Here is a 25,516-nt window from a genome sequence, read left to right as displayed (position 1 = left end):
CGTAATAAAATTGCAGCGGATTTCTCCAATGCAATTTTTATTTTATATTTAACTTGCTTTGACTTTAAAACTTAAGGAAGATTCCCCGCGTAGTTCATTACCGTTACCTATATACCATTGAAATAATACATCGTATTGGTAAGGGTTTGCTTGTTTTGGTACAACTATTTCAATATCTGTATCCTTCAGATGATAAATAATGGTTTCTCCTGTCATAATATTGTACAGGATAACCTTATTGGGATTCTTTTTAAATTTTCCCCATGAAATTTCTATATGATCACCACTTTTTACATCAGTTGTTGGGATACTAGGAGGGTTATGCTTTATTTGACTACAATCTTCATTCCAACAAAAATTCTCATATATGTGATCTATACTACTACCGTTTAATTTAATAGTAGGTACTGGTGCTGATTTTCCATCTAATTTTGCATGATTCAGGGAACCGATTAGCGAATTGCCAAGAATAATTAAGAACATGATTAATCCTATACTTATAAAGATACCTATATATAATTTCTTTCTTTTCATTTTTGTCCTCCATATGCAATAGAGTTAATTTATATTAAAACATACTTCATTCATACGGATAAAAAACAGAACTTCGAGCAATATTACTATTAGTGAATGGTTCGCAACAATAGCTGATTAATATGTATAGATGTTCTAGAGCTCAAGTTCTGAATTGTGAAGGCAGTAGCAATGATTTTTACTTATCAGCTTTTACTAAAAAGATAGAAATAAGGTAGATGATTAGAAGAATAATATATAAATTCCAAATACTTGGAATTGCAGCGATGCCTAAATAGGTAGTAGCTGGTAACAACCATGTGAAAAAAATACTCATTAAAATTAGTCTTCTCATGATTAGTGCAACTAATGCTAAACAAGAAGGAAGTAATAGCATAATGAAAACACTAAAAATAGTTTGTTGATTGGGTGGTTCCGCAGTATAAGGGTTAAGATAAAGGAAAATTATCGAAAGTGAAAAAATACCTACAGACGAAATTCCTCCAGTATAATTACTGATACGATTTTTCACAACTATAATCACCTCTGCATAGCCAATAGATTCCTTTTTAACTGTAGCCGTATTATTTATAAAAGGTCTTTGAGGCCATGTTTTTAGAGTCATTGTATTACATTCTCTGTGGTTATATTAACGCCCGTTCTTTTTTAATAATACATTCCACTATGTAAATACATATTCCTTCATTTTCTTTTTAATTGTTTTTAGAGGATACGCTTTATTGTTATTTGAATTATCTTAGAAATAAAAAATAGTTTTGATATAATCAATGAAAAGCAGAATAAAGGAGGATTTCAATGGAATTCCCAACTCTAGAAACCGACCGTCTAAGTTTAATTGAGATAAATCAAACGTATAGCCAAAATATATATGATATCTTTTCACTTGAAGAGGTAACGCGTTACTATGGCATGAATTGCTTTAAAGAGATAGAACAGGCAGCTAGAATGATTGATTCTTTTGCGAAAAATTTTCAAGAAAAGCGTGCGATTCGCTGGGGAATCGTTGTGAAGGAGATAAATGATTTTATCGGTACAGTAGGTTTTAATAATCTACAACTTTGGAGTAAACGAGCTGAAATTGGTTACGATATTCATCCTTCTTTTTGGAGGAAAGGATATGCATCTGAAGCTGTTAAAGCGGTTTTAAAATATGGTTTTCAAGAATTAGATTTATTTCGTATCGGAGCTATTACCTATCCTGAAAATGAGGCATCATCTCATTTATTATTGAAAATAGGTTTTCAGAAAGAAGGATTATTGAGAGGTTATATTTATCAAGAGCATCATTCAAATGATGCTTTAGTTTATTCCATTTTGAAAACAGATTGGGAGAAAGAGAGGAATCTCTAATATTAAGCTTTCTCTGAGAATAGAAAACTACAAAAAATGAAAAGAAGAGGAGATATTTTGAGTCAAAATAAACAAATTCAAACAGAAAAAGGGCTATCAACTATACAGAAAATGAAAAAATGGGCTAAAAATTTAAAGACACAACTTCTTGTGCTGTATTTGGCATATCGAGATGAAAGAGTCCCTTGGTATGCTAAGTTATTTACAATGCTTGTTGTTGCTTATGCTTTCAGCCCTATTGACTTAATTCCGGATTTCATTCCAATCTTAGGGTATCTTGACGATCTCATTCTTGTTCCTTTAGGCGTATACTTGGCGTTAAAGCTTATCCCTGAAGAAGTATTAGAGGATTGTAAAAGGAAGATAGAAGGACAATCATCTATGAATAAACCTAAGAATTGGATAACAGGATTTCTTATTATTAGTATTTGGCTAATTGTTTTCGTGTGGATTGTAAACCTCGTTTTATCCTATATGAATTATTAATGAGTGGGAGTAGTAGGCCAGGCCATGCTCACTATAGAAAATGATGGGAATTAAAAATACCATTCTATAAGGATCATATATGTAAAAGGAATTTGGATAATTTTGTCGAATTTATTTATCAATGAATTAAGGTTCTTATGAGGTGAAAGTGATGGTAATAAAACAAAACGAAATTAAAGTAGTAGTTGGAGCTGGAGCATTTAACAATAATCCAGGTTGGATTCAAACTCAAGAAGATGAACTTAACTTATTAGTTGAAACTACCTGGAAAGAAAGATTTGAATATAACTCCATTTCAGCTATTTTAGCTGAGCATGTATGGGAACATCTTACTTTTGAAGAAGGTGTAAAAGCAGCTAAAATTTGTTATGAATTTTTAAAACCATCAGGTCATATTCGTTGTGGCGTCCCTGATGCATTTTTTCCAGATGAAACCTACCAAAATATAGTTAAAGTAGGCGGACCTGGACCTAAAGACCATCCAGCTGCAAGCCATAAAATAGTTCATAATTATAAAACATTAACGAAAATGTTTGAAACTGCTGGATTTGAAGTAGTTTTACTTGAATATTGTGATGAAAATGGGCAATTTTATTACAACGAATGGGATGCGAACGATGGTGTTATTTTCCGTTCAAAAAGGTATGATTCTAGAAATCAAGGAGATAAACTTGGTTTTCCATCGCTAATTGTTGATGCGATTAAACGGTAAGTAATTCAACTAACGCATGCGTTAGTTCTATAAGTCCATGAGTCGCAAATGCGGCTTTTTTTGTTTGTGCTGTAATTATTGCGGTAAAGATTCCTCCGTTCAATAAGGGGGAGGACGCACATTGTAACATTTTTATACGCTAAGGGATTCTCAAAACTCTATAACACGAGTTGAATTGAGAATTTGATTTAAAGATGAGTTTTGAGACACTAATTAAGCTCTTTTCAGCACCTTTTACATTGAAGTGCATTTGACTCAAATACCTACTGGCGATATCGTTTAGAGTAGTAAAATCAACGTTTTCTCATGTCGGATTTTGCTTAGCGTATACTTTCGTTAAAATGTTGGCGGTACACCATGTCCATCAACCTAATATTTTGAAGTATCCCTAAAACGAAAATTTTTTGTCTTTTATAGCAAAGAAATTCATTTTTCTCGTTTTGGGGCACCAAGAATTTCTTAAGTTGATGGGCATGGGGTGCTGACGCATCGCTATCAAGCTAATATTTTGAAGTACCCCCAAAATAAAAATTTCCTTTTTCTACAGTTAGTTATTTGAGAAGTTAGCTTTTTTTCGTTTTTGGGGTGTTTACTTTTCTTAAGTTGATAGGCATGCGGCTGAACCCCAAAAAAGGAAAGTAATATCTATTTAAAGAAATTTTAAAAGATAAAAACGAATGTAATTATAGAATGACTATCTATGATAAGAAAAGGAGGCACTTACATATGCTAACAAATGATTTAGATTTCCGATTAGAACCACGCTTAAAAGAACTGTATGAACAACATAAAATAAGAGCACAGAAGATAGATTGGGGTTATCATGAGTTTTTACCATGGGATAAGGGTATGGACTTTAAAAGAGTTCCTTGGGATGAAAGTCAGGTTGCACTTCCTTCTGGTGTAATTACGGCCATTGAAACAGCTTTATTAACAGAAGTGAATTTACCATGGTTTACAATGTATTTATCTGCAACTTTTAAAGGGTCCCTTTCTGTTATTACGGACTTTATTCATACTTGGACTTCAGAAGAGGATCAACATTCGAATTTGTTGGAGACATATTTACTACTTACTCGAAGCGTGAATCCTAAACGATTACATGAATTAAGAAAGTCAGTCGTTGAAGGTGGATTTGAGCCTGATTTTCACACGCCAATCGAAGCCATGACGTATACGACGCTACAAGAACTTGCAACGATGGTGTTTTACAATAATGTAGCTAAGGTTGCAAGTAAGCATGATCCAGATCTTGCTACATTATTACGCCGTCTTGCAAAAGATGAAACCCTTCATTATGCGTTTTATCGAGACGTGATTCGAACACATTTGGAATTGGAACCTAATTATTGTTATCATATTGCCAATGTGATTATGAATTTTAAAATGCCAGGTGCAGTCATGCCTGATTTTGAAAATAGAATGGCTGTGATTGCAAAAGAAGCTAACTATGGGCCACTACAATATTTTGATCAAGTACTTGATGTAGTAGTTGATTATTGGGGGTTAAAAGATTTACGACCAATTGCACCCCTAGCTGAAAAAGCAAGAATTGAGATTTTGGAGTACCACACAAGATTGAAAAAAATACGGGATCGATTTGGTCGTTTTCAAGGGAAAACTGATCTACGTTAATGAGTAGAGATTTCAGAATATAAGCGGGGAAATTCCCCTTCCCTTTATGGGAAATCTGACACACTCCCTATTGTTTTGGGGGCGTTTTTTACTTAATTTAATTTTTGTCAAAAGTAGTTGACGGTAAAAATGATTTTATGATATTATAAAATATTTGATAAAAAATAACGTATATGTTAAAGTTAAGAAGGTTACCATATATGGAGGTGGATTATATGTTTCAAATTGGCGATAACATTGTTTATCCAATGCACGGAGCAGGTATAATTGAAGCCATAGAAGAAAAAGAATTCTCAGGGGAAAAACAACAGTATTATGTCATAAAAATGTCGATCAGTAATATGCAAGTCATGATTCCTACGGATAAAATATTGAATTCGAATATACGCCCAGTTACTGATATACTTGCATTAAAGCACATTATACACATTTTTCAGCATGAAGAATCCTGTAAATTACTGCCGTGGAAACAAAGACATAAAGTGAACACAGACAAAATAAAAACGGGTGAAATACAAGAAGGTGCTGAAGTTGTACGCGATTTAATGCGTATGAAGAAAGAAAAAGAACTGAATACAAGCGAAAAAAAATTGTTGGATGATGCATATAAATTTTTGGTCAGTGAACTAGAATTAATTAAAGGAATTACTGAAAATCAAATAAAAAGTTTCTGTTAAGGTTCATTATAGATAATGTATTATATCACCCGAAAACATCCTGAATTTTTCGGGAATGTGATGAGTATTAAAAGCAAATCATTTCAAAGACATTCAATTTCTTCAATTCACTTTTAGAGTAGGAACCTCTTTTGTTATTACTTCAATCTAATCCATTTTTATTATAAAATTTCTTTTACGATCGTTCGAAGTTTCATCAAATAACTCGATTAAATAGTCACTTGATTTTTGTACTCCTGATTCACACTGGCACGGACAAGGAGCCGTAAGGATGAAAGAGAGGTAGGGCTTTCATTGTTTTAGGTAATATACTATCTAAGTCATTATTTCTAGAAGAAAAAACAATCAATCGCATTTCTATCTTTAAGAATTTTTTTACAATTACTGAGACAATGAATAGTAATTATTTATCTTCTTTTCATAAGAGAGATGCGCGAGTTGGTAACATCTAAATATATGGTCAACGATAAAAAATGATGGGATTTCTAGAACTAGAACCCATTTTTACAATTTATTTAACATAATAAGATTAAATGGAACAATAAGAAGGAGTGAAGATATGAAACGCATGCCAACGCAAGAATTAAGTAACGAGTTAAAGAAGCGGAAAGGAATTACTTCTATTAAGATTGAATCTTATGAAAAAATTGAAGTTGGTGGAATTCTTGTAAATGGACCGGCTGTTATTTTAATTAATCAAGAATACCTAAAAATTGTTGAATGAACGAAGAAAAGGATGATCCTTTACAAAAAGGGATGATCCTTTTTGTTTGTTGCAGCTAATATGGGATATACATAACTTTTATCTGATGTGTTGGGGTTAAGAGGAAGGAGAGGGTCAGGATTATCATGGTGGAAAGCTTAATATTGGTAGGATTTCTTTTTACGTTATATAAATTAGTTGATAAAAAAACAAACTAATTATTTAAAACGATAGATTGTTTCCTTTTTAAGGGCGAGATTTATTTGAGAGTGAAATGGATCATTTAAAGGAGGAATTTAGATGGATGCAAGGAAAGAACGCATAAAATACGAGAAGATGTCAAAGAATTATGATCGTATTTATTTAGTTTCGTTTATCCTATTAATTGTACTTGTTTATAGTAGTGTGATTATCATAGGAGCTACAGGGGGAAAATATGGAGTGTTTTTATTGTTAGCAATTTTACTTAACGCACGTATTACGAAAGAATCTCAAAAAAAGTATGAGCGCTATTCTAATAAAGGGCGTATTTAAAATGATACATATCCTAAAAGGAACAACCTAGGTGTACATTCAAAATATCCCTATATCATCTCCTATTAACTAGTAAAAGTAACTTTATATAAATCATTTTTTTAGCAATGTAGAAATAGAAACCGTACCTTATTAAAATGTTATTTCCGTTCCTATAATGAATTATCCTTCTAGCATATTGATAAGATTTATATCATATATTAGGAGAAAGAATGCAAGTTAGAAAGGAGTCTTATAGAATGAGTTATTCGGAAGGAAATAACTTGAGTGAACAACATATGGTAAGTGCACCCAATCCCTACGTATATCAGACATTACAATCAGTAATTGGTAAACATGTGGTTATTGAAACTGTAAGAGGTAATGTAAGAGGAAAGTTAAAAGATGTGAAACCAGATCATTTGCTCATTGAAGATACGATGCCATATATTGTACGCATTCAACAAATTGTATGGATTATGCCAAAACAATAATCAAATTATATCTAATCAGATTTATAAAAAATTAGTGTCATAGTCCACCAAGTAAAAACACAGGGTTTTATCTCTGTGTTTCTTCAAATTTCCGTTTTTGAATATATGCTTGAGCATGAATAAGTTCTTCCTGAAGTTCTTCTAATTCTTTTGTAGATTCTGATTCAATAGCCATGTAAGTAGTAACTAAACTGATCATCATATCCATCTTCTCTACTATATTTTGAATGACTTGTTCAGATTGCTCTTTTTGAGGGTGTTGTATTGCTATTAATACATCTTCCATATAATTGTTCTTTCTTTGCTGGATATCATAAATAAACTGTTTTGTGTTTGAGTTCATTTGTTGTTCCTCCATTTTGGATATATTTCCATTCTATCATATTTGAATAGAAAATATTGGATCCCCCCTAAATTCACACCAGTCTCGCACATCTCCTCAAATATACAAACTAATTCCTTAACGTACAGGGAACTAATCGAAATGTGTCAATTTTGTGTCTAAACGTACAATTTTCTTTTTTTGATATGGTGACCCCATCGCCATCAACTTAACGCAAATAAACTACCCCAAAACGAAAAAAACGAGCTGAACTTACAGAAATAACTGTCAAGAGATAAAAATTTCGTTTTGGGGGCTACCTGTTCTGTTAGGTTGATGGGCATGGAGTGACCTGTTTTTTTGGCTTGATAGGTATGCGGTCGAACCTCAAGAAGCAGGTAAAGAGTGTTGTCCATTCGCTAACTTAGATTTATATATTAATCCTTGCTTTTATATCGGAATACAATGATAATTAAGTTGTTATACTATTTTCATAATTTCCTTTGTTTTATTCAAAGGTAAAACAAAGAAAAGTTTTCATCTAGCCAATATATTATGTATGAAGGGGAGTATGGAGATGAATCAAAAAGTAGGATATACAGCCTTATCTGTACTACTAACTACAAGCTTATTTGCTACAGCCTGCAGTAACAAATCAGAAGAAACGAAAACAGTTGCTGTATCAAAACCAACGAAACAGGTTGTAAATGTAACGCAAACAGCGGAAATTTCCACTTTAGACTCTACTTTGGCAACAGATTCTGTATCGATTTCTGCCATGAATAACGTATTCGAGGGATTGTATCGCGTGGACAAAAATAATCGGCCGGAACCAGCCCTAGCTAAGTCCTATACACTTGGCCCAGATAAAAAGACGTATACTTTTAAACTTCAGGATGCAAAGTGGTCCAATGGCGATCCTATTACGGCCGCAGACTTTGTTTACGCTTGGAAGCGTGCTGTAAATCCAGAAACAGGTGCAGAATACGCATATTTACTATATGATGTGAAAAATGCGAAAAAAATTAACGAAAAGCAGCTGTCAGTAGATGAACTAGGTGTTAAAGCAATTGATGATCATACATTGCAAGTTGAGTTGGAGAATCCGGTTCCATACTTTATTGATTTAGTTTCTTCTACAACTTTCTATCCATTAAATCAAAAGTTCGTGGAAGGACAAGGGAAAAAATATGGTTTAGAAGCAAATGCTACACTATATAATGGTCCATTCATCATAAAAAAATGGAATCATGAGCAGAACCTTCAGCTTGTAAAAAATCCAAATTATTGGGATAAAGATAAAGTGAAACTGCAGGAAGTCAATATTAATGTCGTAAAAGATACTTCTACCGCAGTAAACTTATACACCGCAAAGCAAATTGACCGTGTAGACTTGACCGGTGAATTAGTGAGTACATACAAAAATGATGCAACCCTGAAAACTTATTTGAATGGCAGAACAAACTTCTTACGTTTGAATGAAAAAAATAAAGTGTTAGCAAATCCTAATGCCAGAAAAGCAATTAGCTTAAGCATCGACAAAAAAGGAATTGCAGATGTAATTCTAAACAATGGCTCTGTACCTGCTGATTATTTAGTGCCTAAGGAATTAGCCTTTGGTCCAGATGGGAAAGATTTCCGGAAAACAACTTCTACCTATGGCCATCTTGATATAAAAAAAGCAAAAGATTATTGGGAAAAAGCGAAAAAGGAACTTGGTGTCACAAATGTAACATTAGAGATGTTAAATTACGATGATGACAGTTCTAAACGGGTTGCAGAAAATTTAAAAGAGCAGCTCGAGAAAAACTTAAGCGGATTAACGATTAATATTAAACAACAACCTAATGCCCAAAAATTGAAGCTAGAATCGGCTATGGATTATGATATCTCTCTTTCCAGTTGGGGAGCTGATTACCCAGATCCAATGACTTACTTGGATATGTTCGTTACAAACGGTGCATTTAATCAAACCGGATACTCCAATCCAAAATATGATGATTTAATTAATCACGCTAAAACAGATTTGCTTTATAATTTGCCAAAACGTTGGGAAGTGTTGAAAGAAGCTGAGAAGACCTTGTTGAATGATGCTGTAGTTGTGCCTCTATATCAAAAAGGGACTTCTTACCTTCAACGTCCATATTTGAAAGGCTTCTATGTATACGGTCCTAACACTTATAAATATGCCTATATTGAAAAATAAACAATTTATATAGACAAAATAGGGGGGGTTTGATCAAACTTTATTTTAAAGTAATATATGTGGATACTTAGCAACATTTGTTAATGTACAACATTCCAATCAATATGGAACTCGATATTCTTTGCAATTTCTCGATCCTATATTACAAGAAGTATATGTAAGGAAAGAAAGTCACATATTTTATCAAAAAGAAATTATCTCGGTAGAAGAATCAGTTATTCAGGGGTCACGTCACATCGCTATCAAGCTAACAAAACAAAAATGGGGTCCCACCACATCGCTATCAAGTTAAGAAATACATTCTTCCCCAAAACAAAAAAATGAACTAAATTTCTATGGACAACTATGAAAGGATGAAATTTTCGTTTTGGGGATACTTCAAAATCTTAGGTTGATGGGCATGTGGCGGTACCCCTTGTGGTAGAAATATTATACATTGAAATCAAATACTTGCTACAGCTGTTAAACTATGAATACAAGAAATAAACTCATTAACAAATGTATCAATCTCTTCTTTCGTAATAATATACGGCGGAAGTAAGCGGATGATATTCCCTTGGGTGACATCGACTAACATCCCTCTATTCAATAACTCTAACTGCAATTTCTTTACGTTTTCACTCGTATCATTCAAACTAATTCCAAACATCATCCCAGAGTGACGTACCTCTTTAATAAAATAAGAATTCTCCTTCTGAATTTCTTGAAGTTTATCATTTAAATATAGTGACGTTTCATAAGCTTCCTGCATTAAACCATCATCAATTAATGTTTTTAATACCGTTAATCCTAAAGCCGTTCCCATTGATGAATGAGCAAATGTTGTTCCATGATCTCCTGGTGAAAATACATCACATAGCTTTTCACCTACAATGATTCCTCCTAGCGGTATCCCGCCTCCTGCCCCTTTACCAAATTGAATAATGTCTGGTGTAATATTGAAGTTTTGATATGCAAATAATTTTCCTGTTCTGCCCATACCACTTTGTATTTCATCAAAAATTAGAATTACACTATATTTTTCACATAGAAGCTGAACCCCTTCTAAATATTCACTTGATAAAGGAAATATCCCGCCACTTCCTAGTACAGGCTCTAGCATAATTGCAATGGGATTTTCATTAATAATCGTTCTTTCTAGTTCTTCTAAATTTTCTCGTTCCACTTCATATACAGGGATAGATGTTTTCGGGAAATTTTGATATATATTTTCTTGTCTTGTAAAGTGAAGAGCTCCTAATGTACGCCCGTGGAAACTATCTTTCAGTACAACTACTCCTTCACGTTCTTCGTTTGTTATAGATCTATATTTGTCAATTAATTTCAATGTTGTTTCTGTCGCTTCAGTACCTGAGTTTGTGTAGAAGACCTTACCATTTTGCAAAGTATAATCAACTAATTTCTTTGCATAGTCAATCGCCACTGGATTTAAAAAATGGAATGGAAGATGCAAGCATTTCGTAACTTGTTCTAATGTAGTTTGCACAATGTTAGGATGATTGTAGCCTAATAAATTCACACCTACACCGGAAAATAGATCTAAATATTCTTTACCGTTCACATCATACAGTTTACAACCTTCTCCTCTTTCCATCGCAATATTCGTACGACAATACGTAGACATAATGTATTCTTTATCTAATTGAAACCAATCCGTCATGAAAAATTCCTCCTAGTTTTTCGTCCCTTTTCTTATTTTCAAAAGCAAAACAGAATTTATATAAATAAACCTTAAAATTTCATCAAAAGCATTTCCTTCACAATATTCATTTTTTCATAATTCTTTTTGTTTCAACAGGTCCACTACATATACGTTTTTTTCTTCTAGCGGTATGTTACTAATTTGAATTTTGTATGTAAGTGTCTGGTATATCTGTTTTCTTTTCGTCCTCTTGTTTAATAAAAAAATGAAAAAAATGCATTTTTTTTCATTATTTGGTTTTTGACTAGTGAAGGTAACTTTTTTTCGTCACCATCTTTATCATAAGTAGATAAAGTATAGACATGTTTATTATCTTTGATCTCACCTTCACCTTGGATTTGAAATAAAGTCGTCCCGTTTATAAAAAATTGCACCTTTATACCCCTTTAGATAATCTAAAGGGGTATATTTATAGTAAAAAGGAAAGGAACATCTGGAATTGAAAGAACGATTAAGGAACTGTTGAGTGACAATAAGTTGTTTCGTTAAAGGTTTATATTGTTGAAGATGAACTGTGAATAAAAATCAAAATACATAGTCAAGGAAGTGGATGGATGAATTTATTAACTGTTACTGAGGAATTTTTTAATTATGTAAGGGAGTTTTTACTTTTAAGATTTATACTATTTGCTTTGGTCCTCATGACTTTTTCCTTTGTCATAAACCGTATTATTGATTGGTTCTTTAGGAAGTCAAGCTTTTTTGATGAAGAAGTAGAACAGACGATTCAAAGTGTAATTCGTTCAATTTTAAGGTATGGAATTTTAATCAGTCTTGCTTTTTATCTAATTAGTCAATTTGTAGATATAAAAGGTATTCTTACAGGTGCAGGGATTGCCGGAGTTGTCATCGGTTTTGCTGCACAACAGATGCTAAAAGATGTTATATTAGGGTTCGCAAGATTAACGGACAAAGAGTTTCGTGTTGGCGATTTCGTTACTTTTAACGGAACAAGTTCAGGTACCATTGAGGAAATCGGTATTCGCTTTATGCAAATTCGTGAATGGTCGGGAAAACTCCTTACCATCCCACATGGAGAGATTAGAACGATACAAAATTTTAACAAAGGCTGGATGCGGGTTCTTGAACGGATTACGGTAAGTTATCAGGAAGATCCTACAAGAATAAAGGAATTGTTAGAAAAAGTATGTGTTATCTGCAATGAAAAATTGGAACAAAGCCTATATAGGATAGAGGACGAGGCTGTTGAATCATTTCAATATGTTGGTGTTACAGACTTAAATCCAAATCTTAAATATGTTGGGTATGAATTTTGTATTGTAGGTTTGGTTAAACCTGAGGAGTATTTTGAAACCTCCAGGCAAGTAAGGTTTGAACTAATGTCTATATTCCATGAGAATCAAGTACAAATGCCAGCAGCGAATATGTTCGTTCATACTGAAAAATTACAGGAGGTTCCTGGAGAGCAGCTTTCACCAAGCAGGTAAAGAAAACTAGCTGATTGGAGAACCTAGGTCAGTTTATGAGGTGTGATTGGAAATTATATTTAGAATTTGGGTTTGTAGACCGGCAGATTTCGATGAGCTTAAGGGGGCAACTACCCACCACTTAAACGCTAACGCGTTTTGAAGTGGGGCTTGTAAAAAGCCCTGGTTGTCTAGCCTTAGTCTTTTATAGACTCCGTTCGTAGGTTGCATACTCAAGAATGATTCCCTAGTTCTTGGCTCTATGGTGGCTCTGATATGGCAGATAACCTTGTAACGGTACATGAAGAATGTCATCAAAAATTCCATCAAGGGAAAATCAAACACAATTTCAAGAAACCAAAACAATATAAAGAAACAACTTTTATGAATATACTACGTTTACAAATTGTGAGGCGTTTAGATTGTGAGATTACGTATGGCAGTTGCACAGCACTAAGACGAAAAGAGCTACGTTTATCTAAAACACATGCACACGACGTCATCGCGATTACAAATCCAAAACGGTTACAAGAATATGACCAAAGTGGTGAATTTCGCATCAAACAATTTAGAAAGAAAAAGCGTTCTCTCCATGAAGCAACTGCAAGAAAAGGAAGGAAAACGAAAAATACAAATGCAAATCGAAATAAGAAAAATACATCACATGTAGATGGAATCTATTTAGGTGATAAGGTGAAAGGATTTGGACAAATAGGATTCGTAACGGGGTTTACAGGGAAAATGGTATACGTACAAGATATCGATGGACACTATATACAAAATCCGTCTAAATCCTATAAACAAGTGAAGATATCGGATATAGAATGTATCCACCATAATAACAATTGGTTGTTCTTACAAGGAGTTAGGCTGTGCCTAACCGAAATTCATCCCCACCTTACCGCTAGGCTACTGCCTGTTACGCGCTTGAAGATGGGGACTTCTTTCGGAAATATGTTAAATTAGGTATTCCACTCCTATTTTACTTTTGGTTGCCATACCCTATGTTCAGTAAACAGTTTCTTTCTTATTATTTAAAAATCTTTCGCAAAATTTTAATTTTGTTCTTATACGGTGGAAATACAAGCCCTAAGTCTATCTTTGAGCTTTTCTTTAAAATGCTTTTACGATGTGTAAAAGTATCAAAACTATGTTTTCCATGATAAGCACCGAACCCTGCATTTCCTACTCCACCAAAAGGCAAGTGGAGATTAGCCATATGTGACATGGTATCATTGACGCATCCTCCCCCAAAAGAAATTCGTCCTAATACCTGTTTTTCAACATTTTTATTTTCAGTAAACACATACAAGGCTAACGGTTTGGGATGGCTGTTAACCATATGAATGACCTCATCTAAATCATTGTACTCCATAATTGGTAAAATCGGTCCGAAAATTTCTTCTTTCATAGCTGCATCATCCCATGATTTTACTTCAAGAAGTGTTGGTTCAATATATAGATGGCTTCTAGATGAATTTCCACCAAATACTATATAATTTTGGTCTTGCTCTAATATAGAAATAAGTCTATCAAATTGTCTCTCATTAACAATTCGACCGTAATCATTGCTTTTTGATACATCTGATCCATAAAAATTTGTGATGATTTCTTTCATTTTCGAAATCAGTTTTACCTTAACAGATTTGTGTACAATAACATAATCAGGTGCAATACAGGATTGCCCAGCATTTATGAATTTTCCCCAGATAATGCGTTTGGCTGCTATATCGAGGTTAGCGGTTTCATCGACAATAGCTGGTCCTTTTCCACCAAGTTCTAATGTTACTGGTACAAGATTTTTCGCTGCAGCTTCCATGACAATTTTTCCAACTTGAACGCTACCAGTAAAAAAGATATGGTCAAATGGTGCATGAATCAATAAAGAAGTTGTTTCTCTGTCTCCTTCAATTACACGAATATATTGCTTATCAAACGTTTCACTTATCATTTTGTTAATTACAGCTGAAACATTTGGTGCATTTTCTGAAGGCTTGAGAACTACACAATTTCCTGCCGCAATTGCCCCAATAAGAGGTTCAATTAGTGATTGGAATGGATAATTAAAAGGGCCAATAATTAGCACTGTACCGTATGGCTCTTTTATTATGTAACTTTTGGAAGGTGCAAAATGAATAGGTGTTTTTACTTTTTGAGGTTTCATCCACTGTTTTAGGTATTTCATTATAAAGTTGATACTGTTAAATGCGAAACCAATTTCTGCAGCATACCCTTCAAACTCGCTTTTGCGTAAATCTTGATATAATGCGTTCAGCAATTGATTTTCATATTTTCGAATAGAATTTTTAAATTTTTCTAACTGTTCAAGGCGAAATTGAAGACTTCTTGTATAATCATTATGGAAAAATTGTCTATGCTCTTGAATGAGTTGTTGAATATTATCAACCATTAGGGAAATCCCTCCAATAGCAAGTAAGTAAATCTTGGATCATACTATTATTTTCTATGCTCATCACCTCAATAGTCTCCTTAATACGGGAATCCTAAAGCCTAATGTACTTATTTGTATATCTTTTCAATCCAATTGATGAAAAGATATTGCATACTTATTTCAATAACCATTAAGAAGATGTGAAATGAGTAATGATACATAACAAAAAGATACAATGCACTAAATGGTACGCTTAAAAGAATACTGCCGTATTTATTTTTAGTAAAGAAGTAAATAGCTGCTCCGCAGATCATTCCGATAAACAATGATTCCAGGGCTATAAATAGAATGGAGTCTCTGTAGTAGAAATCTAATATGTAAGTAAATTGGCCTGGAAAGTTTGAATGAAAAATCCAAAGTAAGATAATCCATATATTTATAGTAATAATAAAATCTTTTCCGAAATGTACTGTTATAAATGTTCTCCAGCTGCGATACTGTAAAACTCTTACAGTTCTTGTCACGAGAAATATAAGAGCGAAGAATCCGGCCCAAGTAATCAGTATTTGTGTGATTTCTGAAATGGTAATCACTCCTTTTGGGTATATGTCACGCATGTAACGATTGCTATTGCATTAATGAACATCATGATTCGAAGTAATTTGTACATGTTTCTTGAAAATGACTTTCATTTTATAGGAATGTATTCGGTAAAGGGGATAATCAGTCCTGCTCTAATCATGTATTGAAATATGAGCAAATACGAAAAAAATAAAATGAATATTCACTCATTTATGGTAATATATTGTATAATTGTAATATAGAACTGCTAAGGGAGAAAATGATGATGCATGAACATTTTGTAAGGGTTGTGGGAAATGGTCAACCAATTATCTTTCTGCCAGGAACAGGTTGGTCAGGTGATATAGGGTTGCATATAGCTGATTCTGTAAAAGATTCTTACCAAGTGCATATGATTGATTTACCTGGTATTGGACAGAGTAAGGGCTTGGACGGAGTTATAAAATTAGAAGACGCTGCTAAATGGTTACATCGTTATATTACTAAGTTAAATGTGGAAAAAGTTATTTTAATTGGACATTCATTAGGAGGAGCCATCTGTTTATCCTATGCTTCTCATTATTCATCTCAAGTAGCGGGACTTGTGTTATTAGACATAGGATATGATAAAATACCGCTGTTTCCTGTGAAGATGTTTGGGAAATTAGGATATATGGTTCCGTTTATTAGTGTTTTACATAGATGTTTCGGTAATAAAATGTTAGGTAAAGAAGATGATAAACCGTCTAATGAAGCGAAGGATGAAGAAAGAATAAAATCCCAAATAGAAAAACATGGATTTCCAGATAATGAGTACACAAGACAAGCGATAAAAAATCAACAACCAGCCAATACAGAGGGTATTAGTTTATTATTAGCGCTATATCGAACCAATCTTCCTAGAATCTTAACTTCTATACAAGTTCCGAGCATATTGTTTTATGGAAATCGGTATCAGCAGCCTATGAAATTACAAAATAAAATTAAGAAAAAGATTATGTATATTAAGAAAAAGCACCCTAGTATTGATATTCAAGAATTAAATGGTGGACATTATGCTCATTTGCAAGATGAACTTGCGTTAAGTAAAATGAAAGCTTTCATTCACTCTTTGTAATAAACACGATATTACTATATTCATTGTCTTGAAATACAACTGCATGTGCCAAAAGGGAAGGGTGTAAGTGAGTCGTAGCTTGTAATGTTTATTTTAGATTTAGGCCTATAAAAAAGAGATCGTTATTCGATCTCTTTTTTATATACTTCTATCATACCTTTCGAGAGGACTCCCACCTCTAAACATATGTGAAGGTGGTGAGGTGAATCGAAAAAAATATTTTATGTTCAAAAAATAACAGAAACATACGTTCTTGTTTTGGTATAATATCCTTAACAAGGAGGTGAAAAATGACAATGGAAAATCAAACAAATTATAAAACTCTTCAGATTTGGATTAAAAAAGGACATCGTATGTATTCTTATTTTCAAGAATCTTGCCAAAATGCTAAGAATATGTACAACACGACAAACTTTTATATACGACAAGTGTATACAGGTTTGACACAAGATAAGGAGTTGCAACCTTTACAAAAAGAAGTTTTGGATATAATTTCCAAAAATATTAAGAAGATGAATGATACACAACTTCTTGCCTATCAAAAGAAATTGGAAAAAGAGAAAACAAAACCAAAAGAAAAACAAAAAGAAGTGAAATGTAATTTGTTTTCAGAACCAACTACAGAAAAACCTTATGTAGATTATAATTTTCTGGATGCATTATTTAAAGCCATGATTCAGAATGATTATCGTGCTTTGCCTACTCAATCTAGTCAATCCATCATGAAAAATGTATTCCAAAATTGGAAGTCTTTTTTTGCTAGTTTAAAAGATTATAAAAAGAATCCAAATAAATATACTGGAAGACCTAGAATTCCCAAATATATTCGTTCTTCTGAAAAAGAGATTCTGTATACAAATCAAGATTGTGTCATTAAAAATGATAAGTTTCTAAAGTTTCCAAAGACAAAATTGCAATTAAACATTGGGAAATTAGGATTTACTGAAGGTAAATTGAAGCAAGTTCGTGTCATTCCAAAATACAATGAATATGTAGTGGAATTGGTGACAGATGTTCCTTCAGAACAACAATCCGTTGAAGAGAATGGGCGTTATATGAGTATTGATTTAGGTATTGATAATCTTGCAACCATTGTAACAAACACAGGTATGAAACCTGTACTTGTTAAGGGCAAACATGTCAAAAGCATAAATCAATATTACAATAAAATGAAGAGCCATTTTACAAGTGTTCTCAGGAAAGGTAAACAAACAAAGGAAGGACCTTTTACTTCTAAAAGAATAGAAAAACTTCACCAAAAGCGTTACCTGAAAATAAAAGACATCTTCCATAAAGCTAGTCATCATATTGTAAAACTAGCTCAAGAAGAGGAAGTTTGTAAAATCGTTATTGGTCAAAACAAAAGTTGGAAGCAGGAAACGAATATGGGAAAGAAAAATAACCAAACGTTTTGCCATATCTCGCATAGTGTATTGATTCAAATGATTACATACAAAGCAAATGCAGTAGGCATTCAAGTTATTGTAACCGAGGAATCTTACACATCAAAAGCAAGTTTTCTAGATCATGACTTTATTCCAACTTATAGAACAAACGACCAAAATGCAACATTTTCAGGAAAACGAATGAAGCGTGGTATGTATCGTTCTGCAAAAGGAATCGAAATCAACGCAGACGTAAATGCTGCGGCTAATATTTTACGAAAAGTAGTCCCGAATGCATGGACAAACGGGATAGAGGGGTTAGGCGTGAAACAGCTCGCTAGTGTGTTAACTCCACTGACGTTAATCGTCCGTTAGGTCGAAACGTTAGAAACCCCCACTTCAAGCTTTGCTAAGTGGGGGAGTATTCATTCACTTTGATTTAATAGATACCCATATTTGAAGGAGTTTTCAAAGTTGAATTCTTTTACTTGAGTTATTTTGTTTGTTTTTGGATTGTATGTAAAGATTTTGACTGTATTGTAACCGCCGCTGTTAGGATCGGTGTTTCTAACAACGAATGTATTCTCTCCAATTTGTGTCATATTGTTTTTGTCATATACTTCGTTATTTGTAGGTCGAACGTTTTGATGGTTTGAAGAAGTCTTAATCACTTTGACTCCACCTGAAAATAATGTAACGATGATGAGTATAACGAGACATACCCTTATCATTCGTAATTCTTTAGCAATTGGATGCTCTTCCATATCGTTCACTCCTTCTTCTTTCTGAATGTAATAAAATATATATTTTGTAAATACAAATAAATGAGTAGTATCTACAACAAACAAAAAGAGCCCTAATGTTTTGCTTACACTTGTTACTTCACTCGGATACGTATATGCGATTAACTCAAGCAATATTATATTTAGTGATAATAACAATTGCACAATAGCGGAGTGGGATTTTATCATGCCGTGTATGAAAGATATCATTTATTAATTTGTATGACATTGCTTTGGGAATAAGTCCCCGTATGTAATGAAGGTTGTATTAAATTGCACTAGAAAATATCTGTTTTCTCTTATTATGAGGGTTGAAATCTTAATTTTGTCTTGTTGACCGAAGAGGCAAGTGTATCTCTTGGTTTTTAATATTGTTTTATTTTATACGAGCACACAAATTCAGGGGTACATAAAAACAGCTGAAAAGGATAAAAAATTCTTTGAAACAGAAGCAAAACAAAAAGCAGCTAACGATATTGCAAAACTAAAAAATTAAAAAATTCTCAACAAAACTCCGTATCTGGTGCGAAGGTAAGTGAAGGAGAATATGTAAAACTTAATGATCCAGAATATAGAGATATCTTATCTGACTCTAAAACTAAATCTACAATTTCTACACTTGCAACAAGATCTCCACTTGGTACAAAAGGAGATGTATTAGTAAGCTATGAGATTAACTCTGGAAGTTCTTCCATCGGGGTAGGGCATGCTGCTATTGTATCTAGAGATTACACCCGTTCCATAGAGTCTTTTTTGAAATCCTGGAGCCCTATTGGCAAAGATGGTGTACAATATTATCCAAATACGTGGAAAGGAAGATCCAATGTATATGGTCTCTGGGTAAAAGGTGCTTCCAATACGATGTATTATAATGCTGCGGGCTATTCACAAAGTAAGGTTGGTAGTCCTTATAACAAGAATTTTTTTAACAAATTCTCTACTAGCTCTTTCTACTGCTCTCAATTAGCTTGGCGTTCTTGGGAACAGCAAGGAATCAATATCGATTACAACAAATTTGATACAGTTGTTTCACCGATGGAGGTAGTTAAGTCAGGTAATACAACAATTTTCTACTCTAATTAATTAAATGTAGAAAATTCTAAAAGCGACCATCAACGGTTTGTTAATGGTCGCTTTAGTATTAAATTAGTATATAAGTGAAGGTGGGTTAAAAACATATGAGGAATCTTTTTTTATCTAGTGTTTCTATTTTATGTTGTATAATTTTTTTAACTTCCTGTATATCTAATGAAAGTAGCACCTCCTTATCCCCTAGAAGTAGTGAGAAAACATTAAAACAAATCAGTAAGGCAGAATATTTAGTGTCCTATACGAATGGATTTAAAACGGGGGGGTACCTGACAACATACGATAAAGAAGGGAATGTTTTAGCGAAGGCTCCTATTGAAGGACAAAGTATTATCACAAATGCCAAAGACGAGAATGGATACTATTTCTCTTCTAGTCGAAATGACAAACATTATAGTGTTACAAAACAAGGACAGATTGAAATTGTATCTAAACCAAAAGATTTACAAGATAAAAGTGCAGCCGCCTATTTTATCCAAGCAGAACATGGATATGTCTTTTATGATATGAATATTGGTATGTCAAATGAAAAGGACGGTTACATAAGCGAATTAGTATATGGAAAAAAAGGACAGACACAACAACATATCAAATTAAAAGGTACTATACAGGGTGCTCATATTATAAATAATACTTTATACGCTTTCTCTCAAACAATTCAAAAGTTATATGTATCTTCTATCAATCTTTCTACTAATAAATTATTAAAAGAAGTAGAAATTCCAAATCAAGATGTATTATTCGCTTCTACTTATCATAAATCCATGTTTCAAGTTTGGAATGACAAGCTTGTATTGTCACTTAGCGATACCGTAAATCAAAAATTACCAACAAGACTTGTTATTATTAATCCGGACAACGGAAGTATTGAAAAGGAAATTTTATTGAAATCAGTACCAATGCACTTAGAAGTCATAAATAATGAATTATACATATTTGATCAGTCTGCGAATATCCAAGTATTAAATACCAACTATGAAACGATTAAAACTTACTCTATACAAGATACATCAGCCTTTTTTAATGAAGTAGAACAAAAAGAGGGCGGAATTGCAGATATTCAAATTGAACAAAAGAAAATATACATCCTTTATCAATATACAGGTAAATCTTCAAGAAGCGGGAAAAAACGAGGAGAAATTCATAGCTATTCTCTAGAAGATGGTAAAAAGCTAGACGAGACAACCTTAACGTTTGATAAAAACTGGGAAGATATAACATTTGTTGTGACGAATCCAGACGAATAAAATCTGATTTATTAACTACTAAGCTACCATATAAAAATCCAAGATAAAGAGAGGTTTCGCTCCGAAGCGAAACCTCATTTATTTGGTTGAAAATAGTTCTATATCTCCCGTTTCTAAGAAAGCTACTCTCACCCAAGAAACAGATTCATCACATCATGAACTGCATTTTCGTTTACAAAATATATGTTTCTTTCCATAGAGAATATTTCCATCTTTGTCCGTATAAGCTAAAATAAAGTAAAACTTTCATCATTGAGGATCTTGGGGATAAAGATAAAATATAAGGAATGGTGCATATGTGGCGGAAAATATCTATTGTTGTTGTGTTATTATGTTTAGCTGGTTATGCAATATATGAGCAGTTTGGAAAAGAGAAAGCGCAAGTAACAGACAATCAAAAGCAAAGTACAGAGGATGTAAAAGAAGCAATTGCACAAAATGGGATTGAAATTGGGAAAATAGCGCCTGAATTTGAATTGTCCAAGCTTGATGGTACAAAGGTGAAGCTTTCTGATTTAAAAGGTAAGAAAGTTATTGTGAATTTTTGGGCAACGTGGTGTGGTCCATGTCAGCAAGAAATGCCGGATATACAGGCATTTTATGATAAGTATCAGAAAGATGTAGAAGTATTGGCGGTGAATTATACAGCGTCAGAAGGGGCTAATGGAAAAGAGAAGGTCCAAAAATTTGCAGAAGGGAAAGGGCTTACTTTTCCGATTCTTCTTGATACAGATATAAAAGTAACGACTACCTATAAAGTTATTACAATTCCAACTTCATATTTTATTGATACAAAAGGAGTTATCCAGGATAAATTTATTGGACCGATGACGGTGAAGGAAATGGAGAAAAGAGTTGCGAAATTAAAATAAAGTGAAACTTCCATCCGTGGGGAAGAACTGCCCGTGAATAGCGGGATAAAAGATGAAAAAGGAATGGTATATGTGCCATTCCATTTTTCTATTTAAAGGCTAATTGAGCTTCTTTCATTATGTTAAGTTATAATGTAAATAAAAAGCTAAGGAGAAGATTATGGGGAATTTCACAGGTGATTATGTTGTAATCGATTTTGAAACAACAGGATTTAATCCTTATCAAGATAATATTATTCAAATGGCTGCGATTCGGTATCGAAATCATATATGTACCGATCAATTTGTTTCGTATGTGAATCCAGAAAAGATGATTCCGAGCCGCATTACAATGTTGACAGGTATTCGGAATTTTGATGTGGCAAGTGCTCCGACAATTGATATAGTATTACCGGAATTTATTGCATTTATTGGAGAAGATACGATCATTGCTCATAATGCTTCTTTTGATATGAGGTTTTTAAAGAGTAATATGGAACGATTAGGACTCGGCACACCAAAAAATAAAGTGCTGGATACACTTAGTTTAGCAAAACGATATATAAAACATGTACCAAATCATAAATTAGAAACATTGAAACGATTTTTACATATTCAAGTACGCTCTCATAATGCATTAGATGATTGTTTCACTTGCGCTGCTGTATATCAAAAATGTGTAGAAGAGAAGAATGGAAAAGAGAAGAAGGTGATTTCTCAAGGTTTAACAAAAGAAGAAGAAAGAGCCTTTGAAATCATAAAAGAAATATTGGAAATGCATAACAAAGACACAACAGTTATTCGTCATGTTTGTGTCGGGAATTATTTGGATATCAAAGCGCTTTATTCATTTGTAAGAATTAAACTAAAGGGAAGAAAAAAATACGTATTAACGAATAAAGAGCAAGAGGAAATAGTAGCTATGTATCCGACTGTTATATGTGAACCTGCTACAAAAAGCGAATTAGGTGTTACAAGAATTATGATTGATCAGCCTGAGGATTTGGTTGCTTTTGAAGTCCTCATTCTTGCCGCGTATGAGGAGGGAATGAAGACTTTGCAGCGTTCATAAAATGAAACTTCTGCAAGTGTGGGCATCTCACACTTGCCTTCTTTGTTTTTTCAAAACTTTATCCCGCATGAACGGGCAGTAAGACTCCCACTGATGGAAGTTTCACTTTATTGCCTATGAATAGCGAGATACGTGCAAAGGTTGTTTACGATACTTCAGTTTATATTGTGGTTAAATGGATTAATGATGCTAAAAATAAAATTTTCTCATAAATCTGATTAGGGAGTTTTTTAACTGTTCATACTAGTAAAACGAAAGAGAAAGGGTGAACAGTATGAGAAGAAATCGACGAAGAACGTTTGAAGAACTTGTAATGGAAAATAAACGGCAACTACTTAATGATCGTGATGCAATTGAACGGATTGAAGAAAAATTAGAGAAGCGATTTGAAACGCGTATTTTCAAACAGGCTGAATAATTCTTATAGCTAGTATGATACTAGTTGTAAGGAGGCGATATTATGGGTAATCCAAAGAAACATCCACAAGATTTTGCTCCAAACCAGATTGGAACACAATCGAGAGCAGCTGGCGGTAATAAAGGAAAACAAATGCAAGACAAATCAGGGAAACAACCGATTGTTGATAACGGTTAAAGAGAGGGAGAATGGAAGCATTCTCCTTCTTTTTTTGCATACATAATTAAAGATATTTTTTACAAACTAATGTTGTATGTATTTTCAATAAAGGAGGAAGACATGATGCCAGAACAAAACAAAGCAAATCCAGATGATCGTAGTGATAACGTTGAGAAATTGCAAGAGGCGGTATATAACACAATTGAGAATATGAACGAAGCAAGGGAAGCTGCGGAGTTTTCAAATGAGAAAGACCGCGAAGCAATCGAAGCGAAAAATGAGCGCCGCATGGAAAGTATTGAAGGAATGCGAAGAGAAATTAAAGAGGAAGCTGCATATCGTAATAAATAAGAGAAGGCTGACAGTTGTCAGCCTTTTTTTGTAATGGAAAAATTTTCAGTAAGGAGACGCCAATTTTGCGGGAATGGTAATCCGATTTTCCAATAACTAATACCGCGAATTCCTTGTTCTTTTATTAAATTAAACTTACTTTGAACAGACCTAGCATCTTCAAACCATACTTCATGCTTTACTCCGTTTTCATCGTAATAATTGAAATGCGGAGCTTGTGAAGTGAAATCGTATTGAATTGGGACATTATATTTCCGGGCAAGTGCAACAGCAGCAACAGAACTAACTGCTTTTGCAGGAGGATTTCCCTCTTTGAATGGAAGAATCCAATCAAATCCGTATAAGTTTTGTCCCATCATAATTTTACGTGGCGGCATTTGTGATTTTGCATATTGAATGACTTGTTTTACAGGACCAATTGGAGATACTGCAAGAGGCGGTCCACCTTGCCATCCCCAGTCGTATGTCATAATAACAACGAAATCAACAATTTCACCTTGTGCCTTATAATCATGAGCTGCAGCTGGACCTTTTTGAGTTGAACTTGTTTTTGGGACGACAGTTGTACTTAGTGTATATCCTTTTGGGAGACGTGTTTTTACTTTGCGTAAAAATTGATTATATGCTTCGCGGTCTGCCGGTGCAAAGTTCTCAAAATCGAAGTGGATATCACGCATTCCGTATTTTTGAGCGGTTTGTAAAATGTTTGTAATAAACGTATTTTGAATGGTTTCATTGCGTAAAATAATGCTTGCTAATTCAGAGCTAAAACTTCCATTTTCAAGATTTGTAATAACGAGCATTGGAATCGTCTGCCCTTGTTTTGCAATTGAGACAATTTCAGATACTTGTGTAGGTTCTTTCAGTGTTCCATCACGCTTTGCCTCAAAGCTAAAGTAGGCTAAGTAGGTTAAATATGGATTGATAGCTTTGGTGGAAGTAACTAAGCTTTCTTTAATCGGAATTGTGGATGGTTGTAAATAGGCAATGGATTCAATAATTTTTTTTGTTCCTTTTGGTACATATAGCTGTTGTCCGACTTGGAGTGGGGATTTTAATGATAAATGATTCACTTTTGCTAAACTGGCGAGAGGTACATTGTAGGTTAAGGCAATTTTATATAAGCTATCGCCAGGCTGTACATAATAAGTATTTCCTTCCGTATTCACGATTAATGCTTGCCCGATTACGAGTGTTTGAGCTGGATTTAATCCATTATCTTTCACAATCGTTTCTGGTGTTGTTCCGTACTTCTGTGCTAATTTATATACGTTATCACCGCTTTGCACAGTTATAATTTGTAGCATATGCTCACTCCTTTAAAGAAAAAG

The 25,516-nt window shown here is 33.6% G+C and carries 27 protein-coding genes; 20 read left to right on the top strand and 7 right to left on the bottom strand.

What is annotated here, in order from left to right; translation table 11 throughout:
• Positions 1–48 precede the first annotated feature (48 nt).
• Together WAX78_RS04770 and WAX78_RS04765 are read right to left on the bottom strand one after the other, a co-directional pair.
• Positions 49–534 carry a hypothetical protein gene (locus WAX78_RS04770; RefSeq protein ID WP_336481115.1) on the bottom strand — a complete coding sequence of 162 codons (486 nt, stop codon included), beginning with the start codon at positions 532–534 and terminating at the stop codon, positions 49–51.
• 178 nt (positions 535–712) lie between these two features.
• Entirely contained in the window at positions 713–1,138 is a 426-nt protein-coding gene (locus tag WAX78_RS04765; protein ID WP_336481114.1) for a hypothetical protein, read from the bottom strand.
• 191 nt (positions 1,139–1,329) lie between these two features.
• Here WAX78_RS04765 and WAX78_RS04760 point away from each other — a divergent pair, with 191 nt between their 5' ends.
• The 8 genes from WAX78_RS04760 to WAX78_RS04725 all read left to right on the top strand — a co-directional run bounded on the left by WAX78_RS04760 (position 1,330) and on the right by WAX78_RS04725 (position 7,104).
• On the top strand, positions 1,330–1,884 hold the full coding sequence (locus WAX78_RS04760) for a GNAT family N-acetyltransferase (RefSeq protein ID WP_336481113.1): 555 nt from the start codon (positions 1,330–1,332) through the stop codon (positions 1,882–1,884).
• Between the two features lie 57 nt (positions 1,885–1,941).
• Positions 1,942–2,370 carry a YkvA family protein gene (locus WAX78_RS04755; protein WP_336481112.1) on the top strand — a complete coding sequence of 143 codons (429 nt, stop codon included), beginning with the start codon at positions 1,942–1,944 and terminating at the stop codon, positions 2,368–2,370.
• A 151-nt stretch (positions 2,371–2,521) separates the two neighbouring features.
• A complete protein-coding gene (locus WAX78_RS04750) occupies positions 2,522–3,082 on the top strand; it encodes a class I SAM-dependent methyltransferase (RefSeq protein WP_336481111.1) in 561 nt (186 codons plus the stop codon).
• Positions 3,083–3,808: 726 nt separating this feature from the next.
• Positions 3,809–4,717, top strand: a complete 909-nt coding sequence (locus tag WAX78_RS04745) for an acyl-ACP desaturase (RefSeq protein ID WP_336481110.1) — start codon at positions 3,809–3,811, stop codon at positions 4,715–4,717.
• 215 nt (positions 4,718–4,932) lie between these two features.
• Positions 4,933–5,394, top strand: coding sequence for a CarD family transcriptional regulator (locus tag WAX78_RS04740; protein WP_336481109.1), 462 nt, complete (start codon positions 4,933–4,935; stop codon positions 5,392–5,394).
• Between the two features lie 559 nt (positions 5,395–5,953).
• Positions 5,954–6,118, top strand: a complete 165-nt coding sequence (locus tag WAX78_RS04735; protein ID WP_253629179.1) for a BC1881 family protein — start codon at positions 5,954–5,956, stop codon at positions 6,116–6,118.
• A gap of 279 nt (positions 6,119–6,397) precedes the next feature.
• The gene (locus WAX78_RS04730) at positions 6,398–6,631 is read left to right on the top strand and encodes a hypothetical protein (protein WP_336481108.1); all 234 of its coding nucleotides are present in this window, start codon (positions 6,398–6,400) and stop codon (positions 6,629–6,631) included.
• A gap of 239 nt (positions 6,632–6,870) precedes the next feature.
• Complete coding sequence (locus WAX78_RS04725) at positions 6,871–7,104, top strand: YuzF family protein (protein ID WP_026591141.1); 234 nt, start codon at positions 6,871–6,873, stop codon at positions 7,102–7,104.
• A 67-nt stretch (positions 7,105–7,171) separates the two neighbouring features.
• On the opposite strand, the gene WAX78_RS04720 is transcribed toward WAX78_RS04725, so the two are convergent.
• Positions 7,172–7,447, bottom strand: coding sequence for a hypothetical protein (locus WAX78_RS04720; RefSeq protein ID WP_336481107.1), 276 nt, complete (start codon positions 7,445–7,447; stop codon positions 7,172–7,174).
• Between the two features lie 550 nt (positions 7,448–7,997).
• On the opposite strand from WAX78_RS04720, the gene WAX78_RS04715 reads away from it, so the two are divergent.
• Positions 7,998–9,632, top strand: a complete 1,635-nt coding sequence (locus tag WAX78_RS04715; RefSeq protein WP_413789156.1) for a peptide ABC transporter substrate-binding protein — start codon at positions 7,998–8,000, stop codon at positions 9,630–9,632.
• 442 nt (positions 9,633–10,074) lie between these two features.
• On the opposite strand, the gene WAX78_RS04710 is transcribed toward WAX78_RS04715, so the two are convergent.
• On the bottom strand, positions 10,075–11,292 hold the full coding sequence (locus WAX78_RS04710) for an aspartate aminotransferase family protein (RefSeq protein ID WP_336481105.1): 1,218 nt from the start codon (positions 11,290–11,292) through the stop codon (positions 10,075–10,077).
• Positions 11,293–11,888: 596 nt separating this feature from the next.
• Here WAX78_RS04710 and WAX78_RS04705 point away from each other — a divergent pair.
• On the top strand, positions 11,889–12,782 hold the full coding sequence (locus WAX78_RS04705) for a mechanosensitive ion channel family protein (protein WP_336481104.1): 894 nt from the start codon (positions 11,889–11,891) through the stop codon (positions 12,780–12,782).
• A gap of 255 nt (positions 12,783–13,037) precedes the next feature.
• Positions 13,038–13,727, top strand: a complete 690-nt coding sequence (locus WAX78_RS04700; RefSeq protein WP_336481103.1) for a hypothetical protein — start codon at positions 13,038–13,040, stop codon at positions 13,725–13,727.
• A 64-nt stretch (positions 13,728–13,791) separates the two neighbouring features.
• Here the strand turns inward: WAX78_RS04700 and WAX78_RS04695 are convergent, their stop codons facing one another.
• The gene (locus tag WAX78_RS04695; RefSeq protein ID WP_336481102.1) at positions 13,792–15,171 is read right to left on the bottom strand and encodes an aldehyde dehydrogenase; all 1,380 of its coding nucleotides are present in this window, start codon (positions 15,169–15,171) and stop codon (positions 13,792–13,794) included.
• Between the two features lie 829 nt (positions 15,172–16,000).
• Here WAX78_RS04695 and WAX78_RS04690 point away from each other — a divergent pair.
• Together WAX78_RS04690 and WAX78_RS04685 are read left to right on the top strand one after the other, a co-directional pair.
• Positions 16,001–16,831, top strand: a complete 831-nt coding sequence (locus tag WAX78_RS04690; RefSeq protein WP_336481101.1) for an alpha/beta hydrolase — start codon at positions 16,001–16,003, stop codon at positions 16,829–16,831.
• Between the two features lie 290 nt (positions 16,832–17,121).
• The gene (locus WAX78_RS04685) at positions 17,122–18,591 is read left to right on the top strand and encodes an RNA-guided endonuclease InsQ/TnpB family protein (protein WP_336481100.1); all 1,470 of its coding nucleotides are present in this window, start codon (positions 17,122–17,124) and stop codon (positions 18,589–18,591) included.
• 50 nt (positions 18,592–18,641) lie between these two features.
• Here the strand turns inward: WAX78_RS04685 and WAX78_RS04680 are convergent, their stop codons facing one another.
• Positions 18,642–19,208 carry a hypothetical protein gene (locus tag WAX78_RS04680; protein ID WP_336481099.1) on the bottom strand — a complete coding sequence of 189 codons (567 nt, stop codon included), beginning with the start codon at positions 19,206–19,208 and terminating at the stop codon, positions 18,642–18,644.
• Positions 19,209–19,751: 543 nt separating this feature from the next.
• Here WAX78_RS04680 and WAX78_RS04675 point away from each other — a divergent pair.
• From WAX78_RS04675 to tlp, 7 genes are all read left to right on the top strand, one after another.
• Positions 19,752–20,081: a hypothetical protein gene (locus tag WAX78_RS04675; protein WP_336481098.1), complete on the top strand. Its 330-nt coding sequence runs from the start codon at positions 19,752–19,754 to the stop codon at positions 20,079–20,081.
• Between the two features lie 239 nt (positions 20,082–20,320).
• Positions 20,321–21,334, top strand: a complete 1,014-nt coding sequence (locus tag WAX78_RS04670; RefSeq protein WP_336481097.1) for a hypothetical protein — start codon at positions 20,321–20,323, stop codon at positions 21,332–21,334.
• 296 nt (positions 21,335–21,630) lie between these two features.
• Positions 21,631–22,206 (top strand): redoxin domain-containing protein, encoded by a 576-nt coding sequence (locus WAX78_RS04665; RefSeq protein ID WP_336481096.1) that lies wholly within the window; start codon positions 21,631–21,633, stop codon positions 22,204–22,206.
• Between the two features lie 160 nt (positions 22,207–22,366).
• The gene (locus WAX78_RS04660) at positions 22,367–23,257 is read left to right on the top strand and encodes a 3'-5' exonuclease (protein ID WP_336481095.1); all 891 of its coding nucleotides are present in this window, start codon (positions 22,367–22,369) and stop codon (positions 23,255–23,257) included.
• A 274-nt stretch (positions 23,258–23,531) separates the two neighbouring features.
• The gene (locus tag WAX78_RS04655) at positions 23,532–23,675 is read left to right on the top strand and encodes an FbpB family small basic protein (RefSeq protein ID WP_098309921.1); all 144 of its coding nucleotides are present in this window, start codon (positions 23,532–23,534) and stop codon (positions 23,673–23,675) included.
• 42 nt (positions 23,676–23,717) lie between these two features.
• Positions 23,718–23,852 carry an acid-soluble spore protein N gene (locus WAX78_RS04650; RefSeq protein ID WP_098309920.1) on the top strand — a complete coding sequence of 45 codons (135 nt, stop codon included), beginning with the start codon at positions 23,718–23,720 and terminating at the stop codon, positions 23,850–23,852.
• 105 nt (positions 23,853–23,957) lie between these two features.
• Entirely contained in the window at positions 23,958–24,185 is a 228-nt protein-coding gene (gene tlp / locus WAX78_RS04645) for a small acid-soluble spore protein Tlp (RefSeq protein WP_336481094.1), read from the top strand.
• A gap of 17 nt (positions 24,186–24,202) precedes the next feature.
• Here tlp and WAX78_RS04640 read toward each other — a convergent pair whose 3' ends face one another.
• Complete coding sequence (locus WAX78_RS04640; protein WP_336481093.1) at positions 24,203–25,492, bottom strand: glycosyl hydrolase family 18 protein; 1,290 nt, start codon at positions 25,490–25,492, stop codon at positions 24,203–24,205.
• Between the last annotated feature and the right edge of the window lie 24 nt (positions 25,493–25,516).

It is taken from the genome of Bacillus yunxiaonensis (assembly GCF_037104695.1).
In the GTDB taxonomy this organism is placed as follows: Bacteria; Bacillota; Bacilli; order Bacillales; family Bacillaceae_G; genus Bacillus_A; species Bacillus_A yunxiaonensis.
The sequence above is the reverse complement of the archived record's forward strand: the minus strand, read 5'-3'. Positions and strand labels throughout refer to the sequence as shown.

What these genes read in the sequence shown, in the direction of transcription:
- WAX78_RS04770 (WP_336481115.1), bottom strand. Translation starts at nt 534, where the DNA reads ATGAAAAGAAAGAAATTATATATAGGTATCTTTATAAGTATAGGATTA.
- WAX78_RS04765 (WP_336481114.1), bottom strand. Translation starts at nt 1,138, where the DNA reads ATGACTCTAAAAACATGGCCTCAAAGACCTTTTATAAATAATACGGCT.
- WAX78_RS04760 (WP_336481113.1), top strand. Translation starts at nt 1,330, where the DNA reads ATGGAATTCCCAACTCTAGAAACCGACCGTCTAAGTTTAATTGAGATA.
- WAX78_RS04750 (WP_336481111.1), top strand. Translation starts at nt 2,522, where the DNA reads ATGGTAATAAAACAAAACGAAATTAAAGTAGTAGTTGGAGCTGGAGCA.
- WAX78_RS04745 (WP_336481110.1), top strand. Translation starts at nt 3,809, where the DNA reads ATGCTAACAAATGATTTAGATTTCCGATTAGAACCACGCTTAAAAGAA.
- WAX78_RS04740 (WP_336481109.1), top strand. Translation starts at nt 4,933, where the DNA reads ATGTTTCAAATTGGCGATAACATTGTTTATCCAATGCACGGAGCAGGT.
- WAX78_RS04735 (WP_253629179.1), top strand. Translation starts at nt 5,954, where the DNA reads ATGAAACGCATGCCAACGCAAGAATTAAGTAACGAGTTAAAGAAGCGG.
- WAX78_RS04730 (WP_336481108.1), top strand. Translation starts at nt 6,398, where the DNA reads ATGGATGCAAGGAAAGAACGCATAAAATACGAGAAGATGTCAAAGAAT.
- WAX78_RS04725 (WP_026591141.1), top strand. Translation starts at nt 6,871, where the DNA reads ATGAGTTATTCGGAAGGAAATAACTTGAGTGAACAACATATGGTAAGT.
- WAX78_RS04720 (WP_336481107.1), bottom strand. Translation starts at nt 7,447, where the DNA reads ATGAACTCAAACACAAAACAGTTTATTTATGATATCCAGCAAAGAAAG.
- WAX78_RS04715 (WP_413789156.1), top strand. Translation starts at nt 7,998, where the DNA reads ATGGAGATGAATCAAAAAGTAGGATATACAGCCTTATCTGTACTACTA.
- WAX78_RS04710 (WP_336481105.1), bottom strand. Translation starts at nt 11,292, where the DNA reads ATGACGGATTGGTTTCAATTAGATAAAGAATACATTATGTCTACGTAT.
- WAX78_RS04705 (WP_336481104.1), top strand. Translation starts at nt 11,889, where the DNA reads ATGAATTTATTAACTGTTACTGAGGAATTTTTTAATTATGTAAGGGAG.
- WAX78_RS04700 (WP_336481103.1), top strand. Translation starts at nt 13,038, where the DNA reads ATGGCAGATAACCTTGTAACGGTACATGAAGAATGTCATCAAAAATTC.
- WAX78_RS04695 (WP_336481102.1), bottom strand. Translation starts at nt 15,171, where the DNA reads ATGGTTGATAATATTCAACAACTCATTCAAGAGCATAGACAATTTTTC.
- WAX78_RS04690 (WP_336481101.1), top strand. Translation starts at nt 16,001, where the DNA reads ATGCATGAACATTTTGTAAGGGTTGTGGGAAATGGTCAACCAATTATC.
- WAX78_RS04685 (WP_336481100.1), top strand. Translation starts at nt 17,122, where the DNA reads ATGACAATGGAAAATCAAACAAATTATAAAACTCTTCAGATTTGGATT.
- WAX78_RS04680 (WP_336481099.1), bottom strand. Translation starts at nt 19,208, where the DNA reads ATGATATCTTTCATACACGGCATGATAAAATCCCACTCCGCTATTGTG.
- WAX78_RS04665 (WP_336481096.1), top strand. Translation starts at nt 21,631, where the DNA reads ATGTGGCGGAAAATATCTATTGTTGTTGTGTTATTATGTTTAGCTGGT.
- WAX78_RS04660 (WP_336481095.1), top strand. Translation starts at nt 22,367, where the DNA reads ATGGGGAATTTCACAGGTGATTATGTTGTAATCGATTTTGAAACAACA.
- WAX78_RS04655 (WP_098309921.1), top strand. Translation starts at nt 23,532, where the DNA reads ATGAGAAGAAATCGACGAAGAACGTTTGAAGAACTTGTAATGGAAAAT.
- WAX78_RS04650 (WP_098309920.1), top strand. Translation starts at nt 23,718, where the DNA reads ATGGGTAATCCAAAGAAACATCCACAAGATTTTGCTCCAAACCAGATT.
- tlp (WP_336481094.1), top strand. Translation starts at nt 23,958, where the DNA reads ATGCCAGAACAAAACAAAGCAAATCCAGATGATCGTAGTGATAACGTT.
- WAX78_RS04640 (WP_336481093.1), bottom strand. Translation starts at nt 25,492, where the DNA reads ATGCTACAAATTATAACTGTGCAAAGCGGTGATAACGTATATAAATTA.